Origin of the sequence: Streptomyces sp. NPDC059582, from assembly GCF_042735715.1 — a bacterium.
In the GTDB taxonomy this organism is placed as follows: Bacteria; Actinomycetota; Actinomycetes; order Streptomycetales; family Streptomycetaceae; genus Streptomyces.
In genome coordinates, this window is record NZ_JBHWCC010000001.1 from 1 (window position 1) to 14,619 (window position 14,619).

The 14,619-nt window shown below is 72.5% G+C and carries 16 protein-coding genes; 1 reads left to right on the plus strand and 15 read right to left on the minus strand.

All coding sequences use genetic code 11. The annotated features are described in order from the left end of the window. Positions 1 to 93 precede the first annotated feature (93 nt). A complete protein-coding gene (locus ACFV0T_RS00005) occupies positions 94 to 420 on the minus strand; it encodes a DUF4177 domain-containing protein (protein WP_385772644.1) in 327 nt (108 codons plus the stop codon). A 106-nt stretch (positions 421 to 526) separates the two neighbouring features. Here ACFV0T_RS00005 and ACFV0T_RS00010 point away from each other — a divergent pair, with 106 nt between their 5' ends. Further along, a complete protein-coding gene (locus ACFV0T_RS00010) occupies positions 527 to 1,174 on the plus strand; it encodes a DUF6629 family protein (RefSeq protein ID WP_385772646.1) in 648 nt (215 codons plus the stop codon). A gap of 91 nt (positions 1,175 to 1,265) precedes the next feature. Here the strand turns inward: ACFV0T_RS00010 and hypE are convergent, their stop codons facing one another. The 14 genes from hypE to ACFV0T_RS00080 form a co-directional block, all read right to left on the minus strand. Then, complete coding sequence (gene hypE / locus ACFV0T_RS00015) at positions 1,266 to 2,327, minus strand: hydrogenase expression/formation protein HypE (RefSeq protein ID WP_385772649.1); 1,062 nt, start codon at positions 2,325 to 2,327, stop codon at positions 1,266 to 1,268. Further along, positions 2,320 to 3,444 (minus strand): hydrogenase formation protein HypD, encoded by a 1,125-nt coding sequence (gene hypD / locus ACFV0T_RS00020; protein ID WP_385772651.1) that lies wholly within the window; start codon positions 3,442 to 3,444, stop codon positions 2,320 to 2,322. Before hypD ends, hypE begins: the two co-directional genes overlap by 8 nt. Next, positions 3,441 to 3,755: a HypC/HybG/HupF family hydrogenase formation chaperone gene (locus tag ACFV0T_RS00025; RefSeq protein ID WP_385772653.1), complete on the minus strand. Its 315-nt coding sequence runs from the start codon at positions 3,753 to 3,755 to the stop codon at positions 3,441 to 3,443. Before ACFV0T_RS00025 ends, hypD begins: the two co-directional genes overlap by 4 nt. Positions 3,756 to 3,794: 39 nt before the next feature. Then, positions 3,795 to 6,221, minus strand: a complete 2,427-nt coding sequence (hypF, locus tag ACFV0T_RS00030) for a carbamoyltransferase HypF (protein WP_385772655.1) — start codon at positions 6,219 to 6,221, stop codon at positions 3,795 to 3,797. Then, positions 6,218 to 6,976 carry a hydrogenase nickel incorporation protein HypB gene (gene hypB, locus ACFV0T_RS00035; RefSeq protein WP_385772657.1) on the minus strand — a complete coding sequence of 253 codons (759 nt, stop codon included), beginning with the start codon at positions 6,974 to 6,976 and terminating at the stop codon, positions 6,218 to 6,220. The genes hypF and hypB overlap by 4 nt, the downstream gene beginning before the upstream one ends. A 4-nt stretch (positions 6,977 to 6,980) precedes the next feature. After that, the gene (locus tag ACFV0T_RS00040) at positions 6,981 to 7,376 is read right to left on the minus strand and encodes a hydrogenase maturation nickel metallochaperone HypA (protein ID WP_385772659.1); all 396 of its coding nucleotides are present in this window, start codon (positions 7,374 to 7,376) and stop codon (positions 6,981 to 6,983) included. 172 nt (positions 7,377 to 7,548) lie between these two features. Beyond that, positions 7,549 to 7,653, minus strand: coding sequence for a DUF6893 family small protein (locus tag ACFV0T_RS00045; protein ID WP_385772661.1), 105 nt, complete (start codon positions 7,651 to 7,653; stop codon positions 7,549 to 7,551). Between the two features lie 14 nt (positions 7,654 to 7,667). Then, positions 7,668 to 8,231: a hydrogenase maturation protease gene (locus ACFV0T_RS00050; RefSeq protein ID WP_385772663.1), complete on the minus strand. Its 564-nt coding sequence runs from the start codon at positions 8,229 to 8,231 to the stop codon at positions 7,668 to 7,670. Then, positions 8,228 to 9,667 carry a hypothetical protein gene (locus ACFV0T_RS00055; RefSeq protein WP_385772665.1) on the minus strand — a complete coding sequence of 480 codons (1,440 nt, stop codon included), beginning with the start codon at positions 9,665 to 9,667 and terminating at the stop codon, positions 8,228 to 8,230. The genes ACFV0T_RS00050 and ACFV0T_RS00055 overlap by 4 nt, the downstream gene beginning before the upstream one ends. Continuing rightward, positions 9,664 to 10,383, minus strand: a complete 720-nt coding sequence (locus ACFV0T_RS00060; RefSeq protein WP_385772667.1) for a DUF6084 family protein — start codon at positions 10,381 to 10,383, stop codon at positions 9,664 to 9,666. The genes ACFV0T_RS00055 and ACFV0T_RS00060 overlap by 4 nt, the downstream gene beginning before the upstream one ends. Next, positions 10,380 to 11,054 carry a DUF5947 family protein gene (locus ACFV0T_RS00065; RefSeq protein WP_385772669.1) on the minus strand — a complete coding sequence of 225 codons (675 nt, stop codon included), beginning with the start codon at positions 11,052 to 11,054 and terminating at the stop codon, positions 10,380 to 10,382. Before ACFV0T_RS00065 ends, ACFV0T_RS00060 begins: the two co-directional genes overlap by 4 nt. Next, positions 11,051 to 11,611 (minus strand): hypothetical protein, encoded by a 561-nt coding sequence (locus ACFV0T_RS00070; protein WP_385773399.1) that lies wholly within the window; start codon positions 11,609 to 11,611, stop codon positions 11,051 to 11,053. The genes ACFV0T_RS00065 and ACFV0T_RS00070 overlap by 4 nt, the downstream gene beginning before the upstream one ends. A 26-nt stretch (positions 11,612 to 11,637) precedes the next feature. Next, positions 11,638 to 13,422: a nickel-dependent hydrogenase large subunit gene (locus tag ACFV0T_RS00075; protein ID WP_385772671.1), complete on the minus strand. Its 1,785-nt coding sequence runs from the start codon at positions 13,420 to 13,422 to the stop codon at positions 11,638 to 11,640. A gap of 73 nt (positions 13,423 to 13,495) precedes the next feature. Beyond that, positions 13,496 to 14,584 (minus strand): hydrogenase expression protein HypE, encoded by a 1,089-nt coding sequence (locus tag ACFV0T_RS00080; protein WP_385772673.1) that lies wholly within the window; start codon positions 14,582 to 14,584, stop codon positions 13,496 to 13,498. Positions 14,585 to 14,619: the final 35 nt, after the last annotated feature.

Sequence of the window (14,619 nt, forward strand, 5' to 3'; positions counted from 1 at the left end):
GGCCCCGGGGCGGGGCCGCGACCGCCGAGTCGGCGGACCCGGCCCGCCCCGGGGGCCCGGTGCCGGAGGCGGCGGTTCGGCCTCCGGGGGTGGCTACCGGCGCGGACGCTCGAAGGTCAGCAGCAGCCCCTCGACGGCTCCGGGACCTATGCGGCCCTTGACGTCGGCGGAGGTGATGGCCTTCAGGCCCCAGCCGTCCTCGGCGTGCTTGTTCAGCACCTTCTCCAGCTTGTCGCTGTCCAGCGCGTCGCCGATCAGCGACTCCCGGAAGGTGACGACCTTGTACTCGTACGTGTAGGGGCTGCTCATGGTGGCGAAGTCCTCCTGCGGTCCGGCCGGGCCGGGTTGTGGTGTGGTGACCGGGGCCAGCCAATCATCCTCGGCGGCGCCGGACACCGACGGCCCCACCACGGAGGGCATCAACCGGTGATCCGGCTGTCGTGTCACCGGGACCGTGGGCGGGCAGGGACGTAGCGTTGCCCGCGACGGAGAGGAAGGAACCGACGGTGAATCCCATGGTGGCGTGATGTGTTGGAGTGCGACGGCCGATCTCGTCGCGGGCGCCGGTGTCACGGCGGTCGGCGCGGCCTGTGCGGCGCAGGTGCGCAGGCCCCGGGATCTGCCCCTGGCCGCCCTGCCGTTGCTGCTCGGAGCCCACCAGATCACCGAGTCGCTGCTCTGGGACGCGGGCAGAGGCAGCGGGCCCGCCACCGTCGTCTGGGCCGTCATCGCCCTGCCCCTGCTGGCGGTGTGGGTGCCGGTGGGGGTGATGTGCGCCGCCCCGCCGCACGCCCGCCGCCGACTGCTCCTCCCGCTCGCCGCCGGAGCCGCGACCTCCGCGGTGCTGGCACACGCCGTGGCCACCGGCCCGGTGAGGGCCGAGATCCGCGGTCATACGGTCGGCTACGTCCTCGGCCTCTCCCACGCGCCGCCGCTCGTCACGGGCTATCTGCTGGCCACCGTGGGCTCGCTGCTGCTGTCCGGTGACCGACGGCTGCTGGTGCTGGGGATCCTGGTCGCGGTGGGCGCGGCGGTCTGCTGGGCCTTGTGGCGGATGGAGTTCATCTCGACCTGGTGCGCGATCGCGGCCGTGTGCTCGGTGGTGCTGTTCGGCTGGGTGCGTGCGCGCCGGGCCGCCCCGGCGCCACTGCCTGGGCCGCTCGCGGGCGTCTGACCACTCCCCGGCTCGCCCCGGCCGCCCTCCGCCGACCGCGGTGACGGAGGTGCACGCCGCCCGGGCCCCCGCACGAGGGCCCGGTCCGTCGTCAGCAGATCCGGGGCAGTTGCTCCCCGATCGGAAGGTCGACCACGCGCGTGCCGCCCAGCCCGGTACGGGCCACCACCATGCCCGGGTGCTCCTCGACGGCCTCGCCGATGATCACGGCGTCCGCGCCCAGCGGGTGGGCGCGCATCGCCGCCAGGACCGCGTCGGCGTGCTCACGCGGCACAAAGGCCACCAACTTGCCCTCGTTGGCGACGTACATGGGGTCCAGGCCCAGGATGGCGCACGCGTTGGCCACGGCCGGCGGGACGGGCAGGTCCCGCTCCCGGACGACGACACCCGCGCCGGAGGCCGCCGCGATCTCGTTGAGCGACGCCGCCAGACCGCCGCGGGTGGGATCGCGCAGCACGTGCAGATCCGGGGTGACCGCGAGCATGGCGTCGACGAGACCGCCGAGCGCCGCGCAGTCGCTCTCCAGCTCCACCCCGAACTCCAGGCCCTCACGGACGCTCAGGATCGCCACGCCGTGGACGCCGATGGCCCCGCTGACGATCACGACGTCGCCGGGGACGACCCGCTGCGGCCGCAGGTCGACACCCTGCGGGATGAGCCCGATCCCCGCGGTGTTGATGAAGATCCCGTCGCCGTGACCGGCCTCCACCACCTTGGTGTCGCCGGTCGCCACCTCGACCTGGGCGGCGCGCGCCGCGGCGCCGAGCGCCTGGGCCACCCGGTCGACCACGTCCAGTTCGACGCCCTCCTCCAGGATGAACCCGCAGGACAGGTAGGCCGCGCGGGCTCCGCTCATGGCGAGGTCGTTGACGGTGCCGTTGACGGCCAGATCGCCGATGCTGCCGCCGGGGAAGAAGAGCGGTCGCACCACGAAGGTGTCGGTGGAGAAAGCCAGTCGTACGCCGCCCAGGGTGAGGGCCGCGGCATCGCCCATCCCGGCGAGGACCTCGCCCCCGTAGGCGGGCGCGAAGATGTCCCGCACCAGTTCGGCGGAGAGTGCCCCGCCGCCGCCGTGGCCCATGACGACCCGGGGCCGGTCCCGCAGCGGAGCCGGGCAGGACCAGGCTGCGGGGTCGAGGGTGATCTCAGACAACGGGGCTCGCCTCCCGGGGCGCGGTGGGGATGTCCAGTCGCCGGTAGAGGTAGTACGCGGCGCAGGCGCCCTCGCTGGAGACCATGGTGGCGCCGAGCGGGGTGCGGGGTGTGCAGAGGGTGCCGAACGCCTCGCACTCGTGCGGCTTCAGCAGGCCCTGCAGGACCTCGCCGCTGCGGCACTCCTTCGGTTCGAGGGTGCGGATGCCGGTGACGGAGAAGCGGTGCTCGGCGTCGTAGGCCCGGTACTTCGGGGACAGCCGCCAGCCGCTGTCGGGGATGACGCCGATGCCGCGCCAGGCGCGGTCGGTGACCTCGAAGACGTCCTCCAGCATGGCCTGGGCGGCCGGGTTGCCCTCCGGGCGGACGGCGCGGGCGTAGGCGTTGTCGACGGTGTGCTCGCCGCGTTCCAGCTGGCGGACGGTCCGGCGGACGCCCTCCAGGATGTCCAGCGGCTCGAATCCGGTGACGACGATCGGCACCCGGTGGCGTTCGGCCAGTTCCGGATACTCCCGCACGCCCATCACGCTGCACACATGACCGGCCGCCAGGAAGCCCTGGACCCGGCAGCTCGGGGAGGTCATGATCGCCTCGATGGCGGGGGGCACCCGGACGTGGGACACCAGCAGGCTGAAGTTCCGGATGCCGAGCTTGCGGGCCTGGTACACCGTCATGGCGTTGGGCGGCGCCGTGGTCTCGAAGCCGATGCCGAAGAACACCACCTCGCGGTCCGGGTTCTGCTGGGCGATCCGCAGGGCGTCGAGGGGCGAGTAGACGACGCGTACGTCGCCGCCCTCGCCGCGTACCTGGAACAGGTCCCGGCCGGTTCCGGGCACCCGCAGCATGTCGCCGAAGGAGCAGAAGATCACCCCGGGGCGGGAGGCGATCTCCAGTGCCTTGTCGATGACCTCCAGCGGGGTGACGCAGACGGGACAGCCCGGGCCGTGGATCAGTTCGACCTGGTCCGGCAGGAGTTGGTCGATGCCATGGCGGATGATGGTGTGGGTCTGTCCGCCGCACACCTCCATCAGAGCCCACGGCCTGGTCACCGTGGAGTGGATGTCGTCGAGGAGCCGGCGGGCCAGTTCCGGGTCCTGGAACTCGTCGATGTACTTCACTTGGACGCCTCCTCGACGGCGTGCCCGGGCATGGGCGGGGTGGCTCCGCCCGCGGCGGCTTCCCAGGGGTCGCCGAACTCCTCCTGCAGCATGCCGAGCGTGGCGAAGAGTTCCAGCGTCCGCTTCGCCGACTCCTCGTCCAGCCGTTGCAGGGCGAAGCCGACGTGGACGATGGCGTACTCACCGACCTGGAGGTCGGGCAGGTACTCCAGGCACACCTCCTTGACCACGCCGCCGAAGTCGACGTTGGCCATCCGGGTACCGTCGCGTTCCTCGATGTCCAGCACTCGGCCGGGTACCGCCAGGCACATGGGCCTCTCCTCGCTGTGGGTCGTGTGCGTCGCCCGGTGCTACCGGGGCAGTTGTCGGTCGGTGCCTTCCGGGAGGGCGCCGGCGCGGGCGGCCACCACCAGCTGGCCGAGGGCCAGTCCGCCGTCGTTGGGCGGGACCAGGTGATGGCGCAGGACCGTGAACCCGTCCGCGCGCAGCGCCGTGGCGCAGGCCGAGGAGAGCAGGGTGTTGGCGAACACCCCGCCGCTGAGGGCGACCGTGTCCAGCCCGTGCCGCTCGCGGGCCAGGACACACATCGCGTGGACGAGAGCGCCGACGGCCCGGTGGAAGCGGGCGGCGACGAGGGCCGGATCCGTACCCGCCCGCAGGTCCTCGACGATCTGCGCGAGGACGGGCGCCGGGTCGGCCCGTACGGGGCCGTCGCCGTCCGGCTCGGGAAGCCGCAGGCCGAACGCGTAGGCGGTGGTGTCGGTGTCCTGTGCGGGTGCGCGCAGGGCGGCGGCCTCCAGCTCGACGGCCGCCTGGGCCTCGTATCCGGCCCGGTGGCACACGCCCACGAGCGACGACACGGCGTCGAAGAGCCGTCCCATGCTGGAGGTGGGGACGCAGTTGAGGTCGCGCGCCAACTGCGTGCGCAGCACCCGGCGTTCGTCCGCCGGGCAGGCGGTGACGCAGGCCAGGTCGTCGGACCAGTCGATACCTGCCGCGCTCAGGTGCGCGAGCGCCATGCGGTACGGCCGGCGTACGGCGGTGTCGCCACCGGGCAGCGGGACGTACGCGAGCTGCCCGAACCGGGTGAAACCGTCGTAGTCCGCGAGCAGGATCTCCCCGCCCCACACCGCGCCGTCGTCCCCGTGGCCGGTGCCGTCGAAGGCGACGCCGATCACCGGACGGCCGCCGTCCAGCCCGTGTTCGGCCATGGCGGCGGCGATGTGGGCGTGGTGGTGCTGGACGCGTACGACGGTCCGTCCGGCCGCGTTGCGGTCGGCCCACCCGGCGGAGCGGTAGCCGGGATGCCGGTCGGCCGCCAGCAGCCCCGGCCGTACCCCGGTGATCGACTCCAGGTGTGCCGCGGCGCGCTCGAAGGCCCGCTGGGTGCTCAGTTCGTCCATGTCGCCGATGTGCGCGGACAGCCATGCCCGGCGTCCTTCCCCGACGCAGAACGCGTTCTTCAGATCCCCGCCGACGGCGAGCGCGGGGCGCACCGGCACCGGGAGCGACAGGGGAAGCGGCGCGTAGCCCCGGGCGCGCCGGATCACGAGGGGTTCTCGGTCGCAGATCCGTACGACGGAGTCGTCGCACGGCACGCGGATCGGCCGGTCGTGGGCGAGCCAGGCGTCGGCCAGGTGCGCCAGCCGTTGCAGCGCCTCGCCGTCGTCGGTCACGATCGGCTCACCGGCCACGTTGCCGCTGGTCATGACCAGCAGCCGGGGTCCTTCGGGGTCGCCGGGCAGACCGAGCAGCAGGTGGTGCGCGGGCGTGTACGGCAGCATCACGCCGAGGTCGGGGCTGCCGGGCGCGACGGCCGCGGCCGGGTACGGAGCCTGCGGCTGCGGTGCCGGGTCGGTGCGGCGGCGCAGCAGCACGACGGGCCGGGCGCCGCCCTCCAGCAGGGCCCGCTCCTCGGGACCGATGCGGACGAGGTGCCGGACGTCGTCCGCGCTCCTCGCCATGACGGCGAACGGTTTGTCGCCGCGGGCCTTGCGGCGGCGCAGCAGGGCGACGGCGTCGGGATTCGAGGCGTCACAGGCGAGGTGGTAGCCGCCCAGGCCCTTGACCGCGAGGACGGCGCCCTCCGCCAGCAGGGCGCGGGCGTCGGCCACCGGGTCCGTCCCGGCGACGGTCGCGGCCCGCCCGCCGGGAGCCGGTCGCGGCACGAACAGCCGAAGCCGCGGACCGCAGGCGGGACACGCGACCGGCTGCGCGTGGAAGCGGCGGTCGGCCGGATCCGCGTACTCCCGGGCGCAGTCGGAGCACATCGCGAAGCCCGCCATGGTGGTGTGTGCCCGGTCGTACGGCACACCCGTGACGATCGTGAAGCGTGGTCCGCAGTGGGTGCAGTTGACGAACGGGTGGCGGTGGCGGCGGTCGGCCGGGTCCGCCAGTTCGCGCAGACAGTCGGCGCAGGTGGCCGTGTCCGGCGAGACCAGGGTTCGGGCGGGGCCGCCGGTGTGTGAGGCCAGGATGGTGAACGCGGTGCCCCCCGCGACCGGTACCTCCCGGTGCTCGACCGACTCGACCCGGGCCAGCGGTGGCGCCTGGACGGCGATCCGCTCGCAGAACCGGGCCACCGCCGTGGGCGCTCCCTCGATCTCGGCGACGACGCCTTCCGGGGTGTTGGTCACATGGCCGGACAGGTCGAGGGCGGTGGCGAGGCCGTAGAGGTAGGGCCGGAAGCCGACGCCCTGGACCACGCCCCGGACGGTGACGCGACGGCGCTGCGGCGGGTCGCCTGCCACCGCGGGCGCGGACGGCGCGGTGCTCACGGGTGGGTGTGGGCCACGGCGCCGGTGTGCGGGTGGGAGTGCGGGGGCGAGTGGTGGTGAGTGTCCGCCGTGCGAGCCATGACGGGTCGGTGCACGGGCGCGCCGTCCGCCGCCGCCAGCGCCCGGTCGAGCAGCGCGCCGACTCCCCGGCCGCGCCGGGCGGAGGTCAGCACCACCTCGACTCCGGGGTTGACCTGCTCGACGTGCGCGCGGAACGCCGCCTCGTCGAACTCGACGGCCTCGGCGATGTCGGTCTTGGTGACCAGTACCAGGTGGGCGAGACCGAAGGCGGTGGGGTACTTCAGCGGCTTGTCCTCGCCCTCGGTCACCGAGGCGAGGACGACGCGCAGTGTCTCGCCGAGGTCGTAGGTGGCGGGGCAGACGAGGTTGCCGACGTTCTCCACGAACAGCAGCCGGGTGTCGTCGGGCAGCCATCCGCGAAGGTGCCCGGCGAGCATCTCGGACTCCAGGTGGCACAGACCGTCGGTGAGGATCTGCTTGACCGGGACGCCCGAACGCGCCAGCCGCGTCGCGTCGTTCTCGGTGGCGAGGTCCGCGGTCAGCGCCACGACGGGCACCGACCGTCGGCGTGCCAGCAGCAGTTCGCTCTCCAGCAGCGCGGTCTTGCCGCTGCCGGGGCTGGAGAGGATGTTGACGACCGCGGTCCCGCGCGCGGTCATCTCCGCGCGCAGGTTCTGCGCGCCCGCGTCGTTCCTGGCCAGTACGGCCTGTTGCAGGTCGACCACACGGCACATGGTTTCAGCGCTCCTCGGGGATCGGTTCGCGGTCTTGTGCGTGCGACCGGCCGTCGTCCCAGTGCACGCTGACGATCTGCAGTTCCCGGCCGGCCAGCAGATCGGTGTCGGTCCCGCCGCACTCCGGACAGCTCAGCCGGGGCGGCATGCCGACGGCCCACTCGTGTGCGCAGGGTGCGCAGCGGGCTCGGCCCGGTACCGCGTCGGTGACGAGCTCGGCGCCCTCCAGGAGGGTCCCGGCGCAGGCCAGTTCGAAGGAGAAGGAGAGGGAGTCGGGTACGACACCGGCCAGTTCGCCGACCTGGAGGCGTACCGATCGCACCGCCGTGACCTCGCCGGCCTGCCGTGCGGCCTGCTCGACCTGGTCGATCACCGCCAGCGCGATGGACATCTCGTGCATCGGTACCCGTTCTCCCGCGGGCCGGTGCCGTGGCTCGGCCCTCGGCCCTCATTACAGGCGAGGGGCCGGTGCCCGGGGGCCCGGCACGCCGTCACGGAGTGGCGGGGTCCGCCGTTCGACGTAACGGCACGGCGCACCGGACCGGGCGCCGTGTCCGTCGCGCGCCGACGGGTCACATCCTGCGGATCCGCAGGTAGCGCATGATGTCGGGAAGGACCTGCTTGACGAGGGCGGCGACGACGACGGCACCCGCTCCGCCCATGATGGCCTTCTTCATCCCGTGCTCTCCTGTCATTTGGCGACTCGTTCGGCGGCCTGGCCGGCCGTGGTCCGCGGCGCGGACTCTCTCGGCCCGTCGGCCGACAGCAACTCCTCGATCAGCCGGACGGCCCGCGGTACGGCGTCGGAGACCGGGCCGCTGAGACCGATGCCCTCCTCCACCGAGGAGGGTTCGCATCCGACGATCAGGGTGCGCCGGGGCGGCTGCCCGCCGGTTCCGGCGCAGAGCGTGCCCAGCAGCGCCAGGACGGTGTCGGGGGTCATCCGGTGGCCGTCGAGCGCGGGGGTCCCGGCGGGGTCGTGCGCCGCGCTGCCGTCGTGCTCGATCACGTACAGCGTGCCGGGTGCCTCGCCGCGTGCCGTGGCGTCCACGAGGACGAGGGTGTCGTAGCCGTCCAGGAGCTGGTAGGCGAGGTGCACTCCGCGTACGCCGATGTCGGCGACCTCGATGTGCGCGGGCAGGTGCCGCTCGGTGAGCCGGCGCGCGGTCTCCACGCCGAAGCCGTCGTCGCCGAGGAAGATGTTCCCGATGCCCGCGACCAGGGTCTTCGCAGCCGGCGGTGGGGAGGTGGTCACGCGTCCTCCAGCGGTGCGACCTCGTCGGGCTGGAAGTACAGGAACCGGCCCTGTTCACGGCGGATGTCGGCGCCCGGATCGCCCTCGACCGTGACGGCCAGGTGCACCCCGCCGTCCACGTCGTGCAGCACCGCCTCGACCGTCGCGCTGCGGCCGTGCAGGAAGAGGTCCTGCGCGTCGGTGCGGCGCAGGCCCGGGCGGAGCAGTACGCGGCTGCCCGCGCCCAACGATCGGCCGTCCACGACGACGCGGTCCCGCGCCGGGTCGAAGCCGGCGTCGCTCGCCGGGTCCCACCACGGGGTGTCCTGGCGCTGCACGCCGTGTTCGTCGGGGAACCCCGGGCCCGCGGCGCCGACCGGGTTCGCCGGGCCGGGCCCGGTCACCTCGCGCAGGCCCCGTACCGCCCCGTGCAGGCGTTCCAGGACCTCGGGGGGCATCGAGTCCGCCAGGTCGATCACCGCGGCGGCCCGTTCGTCGGTCCCGCGGGCCTCGCGCTTCTCCTCGTCGGTGAGGGCCGCGGTGCGCAGCGCCAGGATCTCGTCGATCTCGGTGGCGTCGTAGAGCGCTCCCGGGCTTTCCGGGGCGATCGCGGGATGGTCGTCCAGGATGATCGGCGAGGACAGCACCAGGTCCCCGCGGCCGGGTTCACCGGCGAGCACGGGCCAGGTGTGCAGGTTGCGGCAGGACGCGACGGCGCCCTTCGCCCACTCCGGCGGATCCGTCATGGACAGGAACGACCCGGCGCTCAGGCCCATGAGGAGGTGTGCGGCGACCAGACAGTGCGGGAGCGCCGCGTCCCGGTCGGCGGTCCGGCCCTCCGGGGGCGTCCAGGGGTTGGTGTTCTCGACGACGGCGGTCAGCCGCATCGCCCGGTAGGGGCCGTCGAGTTCGCGGGCCGACAGCCGGACGGTGCCGCGGATCTCCTCGCAGCGGCGGACCAGGCGGCCGACGGTCTCACCCGACGGGTCGAGGACGGGCTCGGTCTCCTCCCGGGCGGGGCGGGTGAAGGGCACCGTGACGCCGTCGCCGAGGAGGTCCTCCACCGGCGCGACGACCTCGACGTGCTCCTCGCTCCCCTCGTCCCAGGGGACCAGGACCCTGTCGTCCAGGCGCAGTTCGGGCACCGTGTCGAAGCCGCCGTCCGGGCGGATCCGCTGCACGACGCGCCGCCGGGCGTGCAGGAAGCGCAGTTCGACCGCCAGGGCCGCGCCCGCCTTCGGCTCCATCAGGCACTCGGTGTGCTGGAATTCGTGCTCCTCGCACTCGGCGCCCCAGGCGGGCGGGACGAGCACCCCGAACTGCCAGCGCAGCCGGTTCTTGGCCGCCGAGGCCCGGTACGGGTAGAGCACATAGCCCTCGAAGAGAACGGCGTCGGCGACCTTGCGGGCCAGGGCGAACCGTTCCTCGACGGCCGGGGTGAACGCGGTCACGGTCACGGGGCCGTCCTTCCGGTGCCGCGCGTCAGCGCCGCGAACGGGTCCGTACGCGGCGCGTCCGGCCGGGCATGGCCGGCCGTGCGGTCGGCGGTGCCGCTTTCGTCGAGGAGCGCCAGCAGGGTGGCCTCCCAGGAGGGCAGTGCCCGCCGTGAGCGGTAGGCGAGGAGGGCGTCCATGGTGTCGCGGGGCAGCCGGATCCAGCCGCAGCCGGGGAAGTGCTGTTCGACCATCTCCCGCCATGCCGTGACCGGCATCCTGAAGGAGGTCTCCCGGTCCCACGGCACCGGCTCGACCCGGAACCCGGCGGCCCCGGTGAACGCCGTACCGGAGAAGAGCATCAGCAGCGGGACCTCGCCGCCGTCGAGGGCGTCCAGGTAACGGGTCGCGGCGACGTCCATGTCGTACGTGCAGGGCACGACGAGGTCGGTCTCGGTCTCGCCGGTGAAGCTGGGCACCATCACCGAGACCTGCGCGAACTGCACCGGCTGGAGGGTGCTGCCCCAGCGTGAGCGCTCACCGAACAGGTCCTTCAGTCCGTCGGCCTCGGCGGGCTCGTAGCCGCGCCGGGCCGGCTCGATGCGGATCTGGCAGCGCAGCGCGAGGGCGTGCACACGGGCGTCGTCGGCGGCGGTGACGCGCAGCCGGAAGACGAGGGTCGGTCCGGCGGCGTACCGGTCGGCGCGCACTCCGGTGCACGCGAAGGAGAACTCCGTCACGACCGGCCCGCCTCGCCGACCGCTCGCGCCCGCTTCGCGACGTGCGCGAAGAACGCGTCGAGGGCGGACCGGGCCTCGGCCCCGCCGTCGAAGCCCTGCCACAACAGCCGCATACGGCCCACCAGTTCGTAACAGATGTCCACGGGTACGAGGTAGCACTCGCAGCGGCCCTCGGTGCGCCGCAGCAGCAGGGCCTCCACGTCGGGTTCGAGCAGTGCGGCGAGGCGGCTGTCGCCGAGGACCGCCGTCCAGACCGCCGGTTCGAGTTCGCTCTCGGTGGCCCCGGCGGGGCTCGGGTAGAGGGCGACGAGCCGGTCGAGGGCCGCGTTGCGGAAGAAGAAGGCGACGCCGACCGGGATCTGGAGCGAGTCCCACGCGCTGTCGTCGAGGCGGTGCTCCGGGTCGGTGAGATACCGGTCCGGGACCGCGCGGAAACGGCCCGCGGCGGCGCCCGGCTGTTCCATCAGCAGGGCGCACGCGGTACAGGCGCAGACGAGGGCCCGCTGCTCGATGTCGACCAGGTGCCGGTGGTCCGCCTCGGGCACCGGCGCCGCGCACAGCTCGCAGCGCTCCGGCCGGGGCGGCCGCTCGGTCAGGAACCTGCGCAGGCCGCCCGCGGCGCGCGAAGCCGGTCCGGGGGGCCGGACGAGGGGTGTCGGGGATGCGCTCATGGTGTCTTCGCCGCCATGGGGGCGCTCTTGGGGCGGTCGCCGATCTGGAGCAGCGCCGGTCCGGCGGGGGCGGCGGCCTGGATGTCGACCGCCGTCACCTCCGGGGCGAAGCAGGCGAGGGCGTTCTCGACGGCCTGCCGGGCGGGCGGTGCGGTGGCGGCGGCGCAGCCGCATCCCGAGCCCGCCGCGGCGGCCCGCAGCCGCAGGGTCCCGCTGGGCTCGTCGAAGTCCACGACTTCCAGGTCCTGGTCCCGTACGGCGCCCAGGGCCCGGGCGATCCGCGCGTCCAGGTCCTCGGGATGGAGGTCGTGCAGGACGAGCAGGCTCGCCACCAGTTCATCGCCGAGCAGGGCGGCCAGCGGGTCGCCCGCGGGGCGCCGGTCACCGGTCGCCGACAGCAGCTCGACGACGCGGGACAGGCCGGAGCCGTAGAAGTCCATGAGGGACCGGACGAGTTCCTCCGCCGCCGCGGCGGCGGCCCCGTCCCCGGTGGCCGCCAGCCGGTCCAGCACCTCCTCGACCCGGCGTCCGGTCTGTTCCGCGCTCACCGCGTGCACCGCCTCGTTCCTCGCCTCCACCGCGCTCAACCGCCCAGTCCGCTCAGCCCGGTGGGTACGTGCATCTTCTGTACGGTCTTGCCGCCGCCGACGTACATGTGGACGCCGCACGGCAGACAGGGGTCGAAGCTGCGGACGGCGCGCATGATGTCGATGCCCTTGAAGTTCTCCGGGGTGTTCTCCTCGAAGATCGGGGTGTTCTGCACGGCGTCCTCGTACGGGCCCGGGGTGCCGTAGGAGTCGCGCACGCTGGCGTTCCAGGGGGTGGGCGGGTACGGGTGGTAGTTGGCGATCTTGCCGTCCCGGATCACCATGTGGTGGGAGAGGACGCCTCGGACGGCCTCGGTGAACCCGCAGCCGATGCTCTCGTCCGGGACCTCGAACTTCTCCCAGGTCTGGGTGCGTCCGGCGCGGACCTCGGCCAGCCCCTGCTCCGCGCAGTGCAGGGCGACTGCGGCGGCGTACGCCTGGAAGTAGGTGCGCGCGCGGTTGCGTTCCAGCGCGTTGGACCACTTCGGGATCTTCCACTCGAAAGTGGTCTCCGGCTTGGTCATGGTGCGCGGCAGGTTGATGACCACGCTCTGGCCCGTGGCCTTCACGTAGCCGATGTCGACGAGCCCGGACAGGGCGGTGGACCACAGGCGGGCGATGGGACCGCCGCCGGTGTCCAGCGCGAGGTGGTCCTTGCCGTCGAACCAGCGGGGCGACATGACCCAGCTGTACTTGTCGTCGAAGTTCCGCTTCTGCGGGGCGGGGATGGTGTGCTGGTTCCACGGGTGGCGCGGGTCGACCGGGTTGCCGAGCGGATCGTGGGTGACGAACTGCTCCTGCCCCTGCCAGTCCTCGTAGTAGGAGCTGCCGAGCAGGATGCGGATGCCGAGGTTGATCTCGGTGAGGTCGTTGGTGACCAGCTTGCCGTCCACGACGACACCGGGCGTGACGAACATCCGCCGGCCCCAGTCCGTCATGTTGGCGTACGTGAAGTCGCAGTACTCGGGGTCGTTGAGCGCGCCCCAGCAGCCGAGCAGGACGCGCCGGCGGCCGACCTCCTCGTACCCGGGCAGCGCCTCGTAGAAGAAGTCGAAGAGGTCGTCGTGCAGCGGCACCACGCGCTTCATGAACTCCACGTACCGCATGAGGCGGCTGAGGTAGTCCGTGAAGAGCTGCACGGAGGCGATCGTGCCGACGCCGCCCGGGTAGAGCGTGGAGGGGTGCACATGGCGCCCCTCCATCAGGCAGAACATCTCCCGGGTGTAGCGGCTGACCTGGAGGGCCTCGCGGTAGAACTCGCCCTCGATGGGGTTCAGCGAGCGCATGATGTCGGCGATCGTGCGGTAGCCGTGGTCCGCCGCGTGGGGTGCCTCGGTGCGCTCGGCCAGTTCGAGGACGCCGGGGTTGGTCTCCTTGACCATCTTCTCGCAGTAGTCGACCCCGACCAGGTTCTCCTGGAAGATGTTGTGGTCGAACATGTACTCCGCGGACTCGCCGAGGTTGATGATCCACTCGCCGAGGTGCGGGGGCTTCACGCCGTACGCCATGTTCTGCGCGTACACCGAGCAGGTGGCGTGGTTGTCACCGCAGATGCCGCAGATGCGGCTGGTGATGAAGTGCGCGTCCCGCGGGTCCTTGCCGCGCATGAAGACGCTGTAGCCGCGGAAGACCGACGAAGTGCTGTAGCACTCCGCGACCCGCTTCTGCTTGAAGTCAATCTTGGTGTGGATGCCCAGGCTGCCCACGATCCGGGTGATCGGGTCCCAGGCCATCTCCACCAGGCCGCTGCCGTCGCCGGCCGCCTTTGTCGTCGGTGCCATCTCTGTGTGCCGTGCCCTTCGTTGCGCGCGAGTGGGGGGTGAGTCGGGTCAGGGGCTCACGTACCGCGGGGGCTCACCACGGGGGCCGGTATCCGGTGGTGATGCGTTCCCCGGTGTGGCGCCACTTGGGCTCCTTGTCCAGGGTCCGGGCCGTCACGGACCGCAGCTTGCGGATCACGGCGCCATAGGCACCGCTCGCGGTGCTGGACACCTTGGCCCCGGGCGGTTCGTCCATGAAGGGCATGAACTTGTCGGGGAAGCCGGGCATGGTGCACGCGATGCAGATGCCGCCCACGTTCGGGCAGCCGCCGATGCCGTTCATCCAGCCGCGCTTGGGCACGTTGCACTTGACGACCGGACCCCAGCAGCCGAGCTTGACCAGGCACTTCGGCGAGTCGTACGTCTCGGCGAACTGGCCCTGCTCGTAGTACCCGGCGCGGTCGCAGCCCTCGTGCACGGTGGCACCGAACAGCCAGGTCGGGCGCAGCTTGTCGTCGAGCGGGATCATCGGGGCGGCACCGGCCGCCTGGTACAGCAGGTACGTGAGCGTCTCGGAGAAGTTGTCGGGCTGGATCGGACAGCCCGGGACGCACACGATGGGGATGCCGGCCTGCGAGGTCCAGTCCCAGCCGAGGTAGTCGGGCACACCCATGGCACCGGTCGGATTGCCGGCCATCGCGTGGATGCCGCCGTAGGTGGCGCAGGTGCCGATGGCGACGACGGCGAGCGCCTTCGGGGCGAGGCGGTCGATCCACTCGCTGGTCGTGATCGGCTGGCCGGTCTCCGGGTTGTCGCCGAAGCCGCACCAGTAGCCCTCGGGCTTGATCGCCTCATTGGGGATGGACCCCTCGACGACCAGCACGAACGGGTCGATCTCGCCCCGCTCACCCTTGAAGAACCACTCGATGAACGTGTCCGCGCCGCCGACCGGGCCGCACTCGAAGTCGATCAACGGCCAGTGCACAGCGATCTTCGGCAGGCCGGGCAGCACGCCGAGCACGATCTCCTCGATGCTCGGCTGCATCGCCGCCGTCAGTGCGACCGAGTCGCCGTCACAGCTCAGACCTGCGTTGATCCAGAGAATGTGGATCGTGGGTGCCTCGTCTGCGGGCGCATTTCCGCCGTCCGCAGCGTCGACCGGGTTCGGCGTTGCTGCAGTCATGGGACCGCCTCCTCGCGGCATAAGGAACAAAGTCC

Coding starts and splice junctions, on each gene's coding strand:
- ACFV0T_RS00005 (WP_385772644.1), bottom strand. CDS start 420: ATGCCCTCCGTGGTGGGGCCGTCGGTGTCCGGCGCCGCCGAGGATGAT.
- ACFV0T_RS00010 (WP_385772646.1), top strand. CDS start 527: ATGTGTTGGAGTGCGACGGCCGATCTCGTCGCGGGCGCCGGTGTCACG.
- ACFV0T_RS00025 (WP_385772653.1), bottom strand. CDS start 3,755: ATGTGCCTGGCGGTACCCGGCCGAGTGCTGGACATCGAGGAACGCGAC.
- hypB (WP_385772657.1), bottom strand. CDS start 6,976: ATGTGCCGTGTGGTCGACCTGCAACAGGCCGTACTGGCCAGGAACGAC.
- ACFV0T_RS00040 (WP_385772659.1), bottom strand. CDS start 7,376: ATGCACGAGATGTCCATCGCGCTGGCGGTGATCGACCAGGTCGAGCAG.
- ACFV0T_RS00045 (WP_385772661.1), bottom strand. CDS start 7,653: ATGAAGAAGGCCATCATGGGCGGAGCGGGTGCCGTCGTCGTCGCCGCC.
- ACFV0T_RS00065 (WP_385772669.1), bottom strand. CDS start 11,054: ATGAGCGCATCCCCGACACCCCTCGTCCGGCCCCCCGGACCGGCTTCG.
- ACFV0T_RS00075 (WP_385772671.1), bottom strand. CDS start 13,422: ATGGCACCGACGACAAAGGCGGCCGGCGACGGCAGCGGCCTGGTGGAG.
- ACFV0T_RS00080 (WP_385772673.1), bottom strand. CDS start 14,584: ATGACTGCAGCAACGCCGAACCCGGTCGACGCTGCGGACGGCGGAAAT.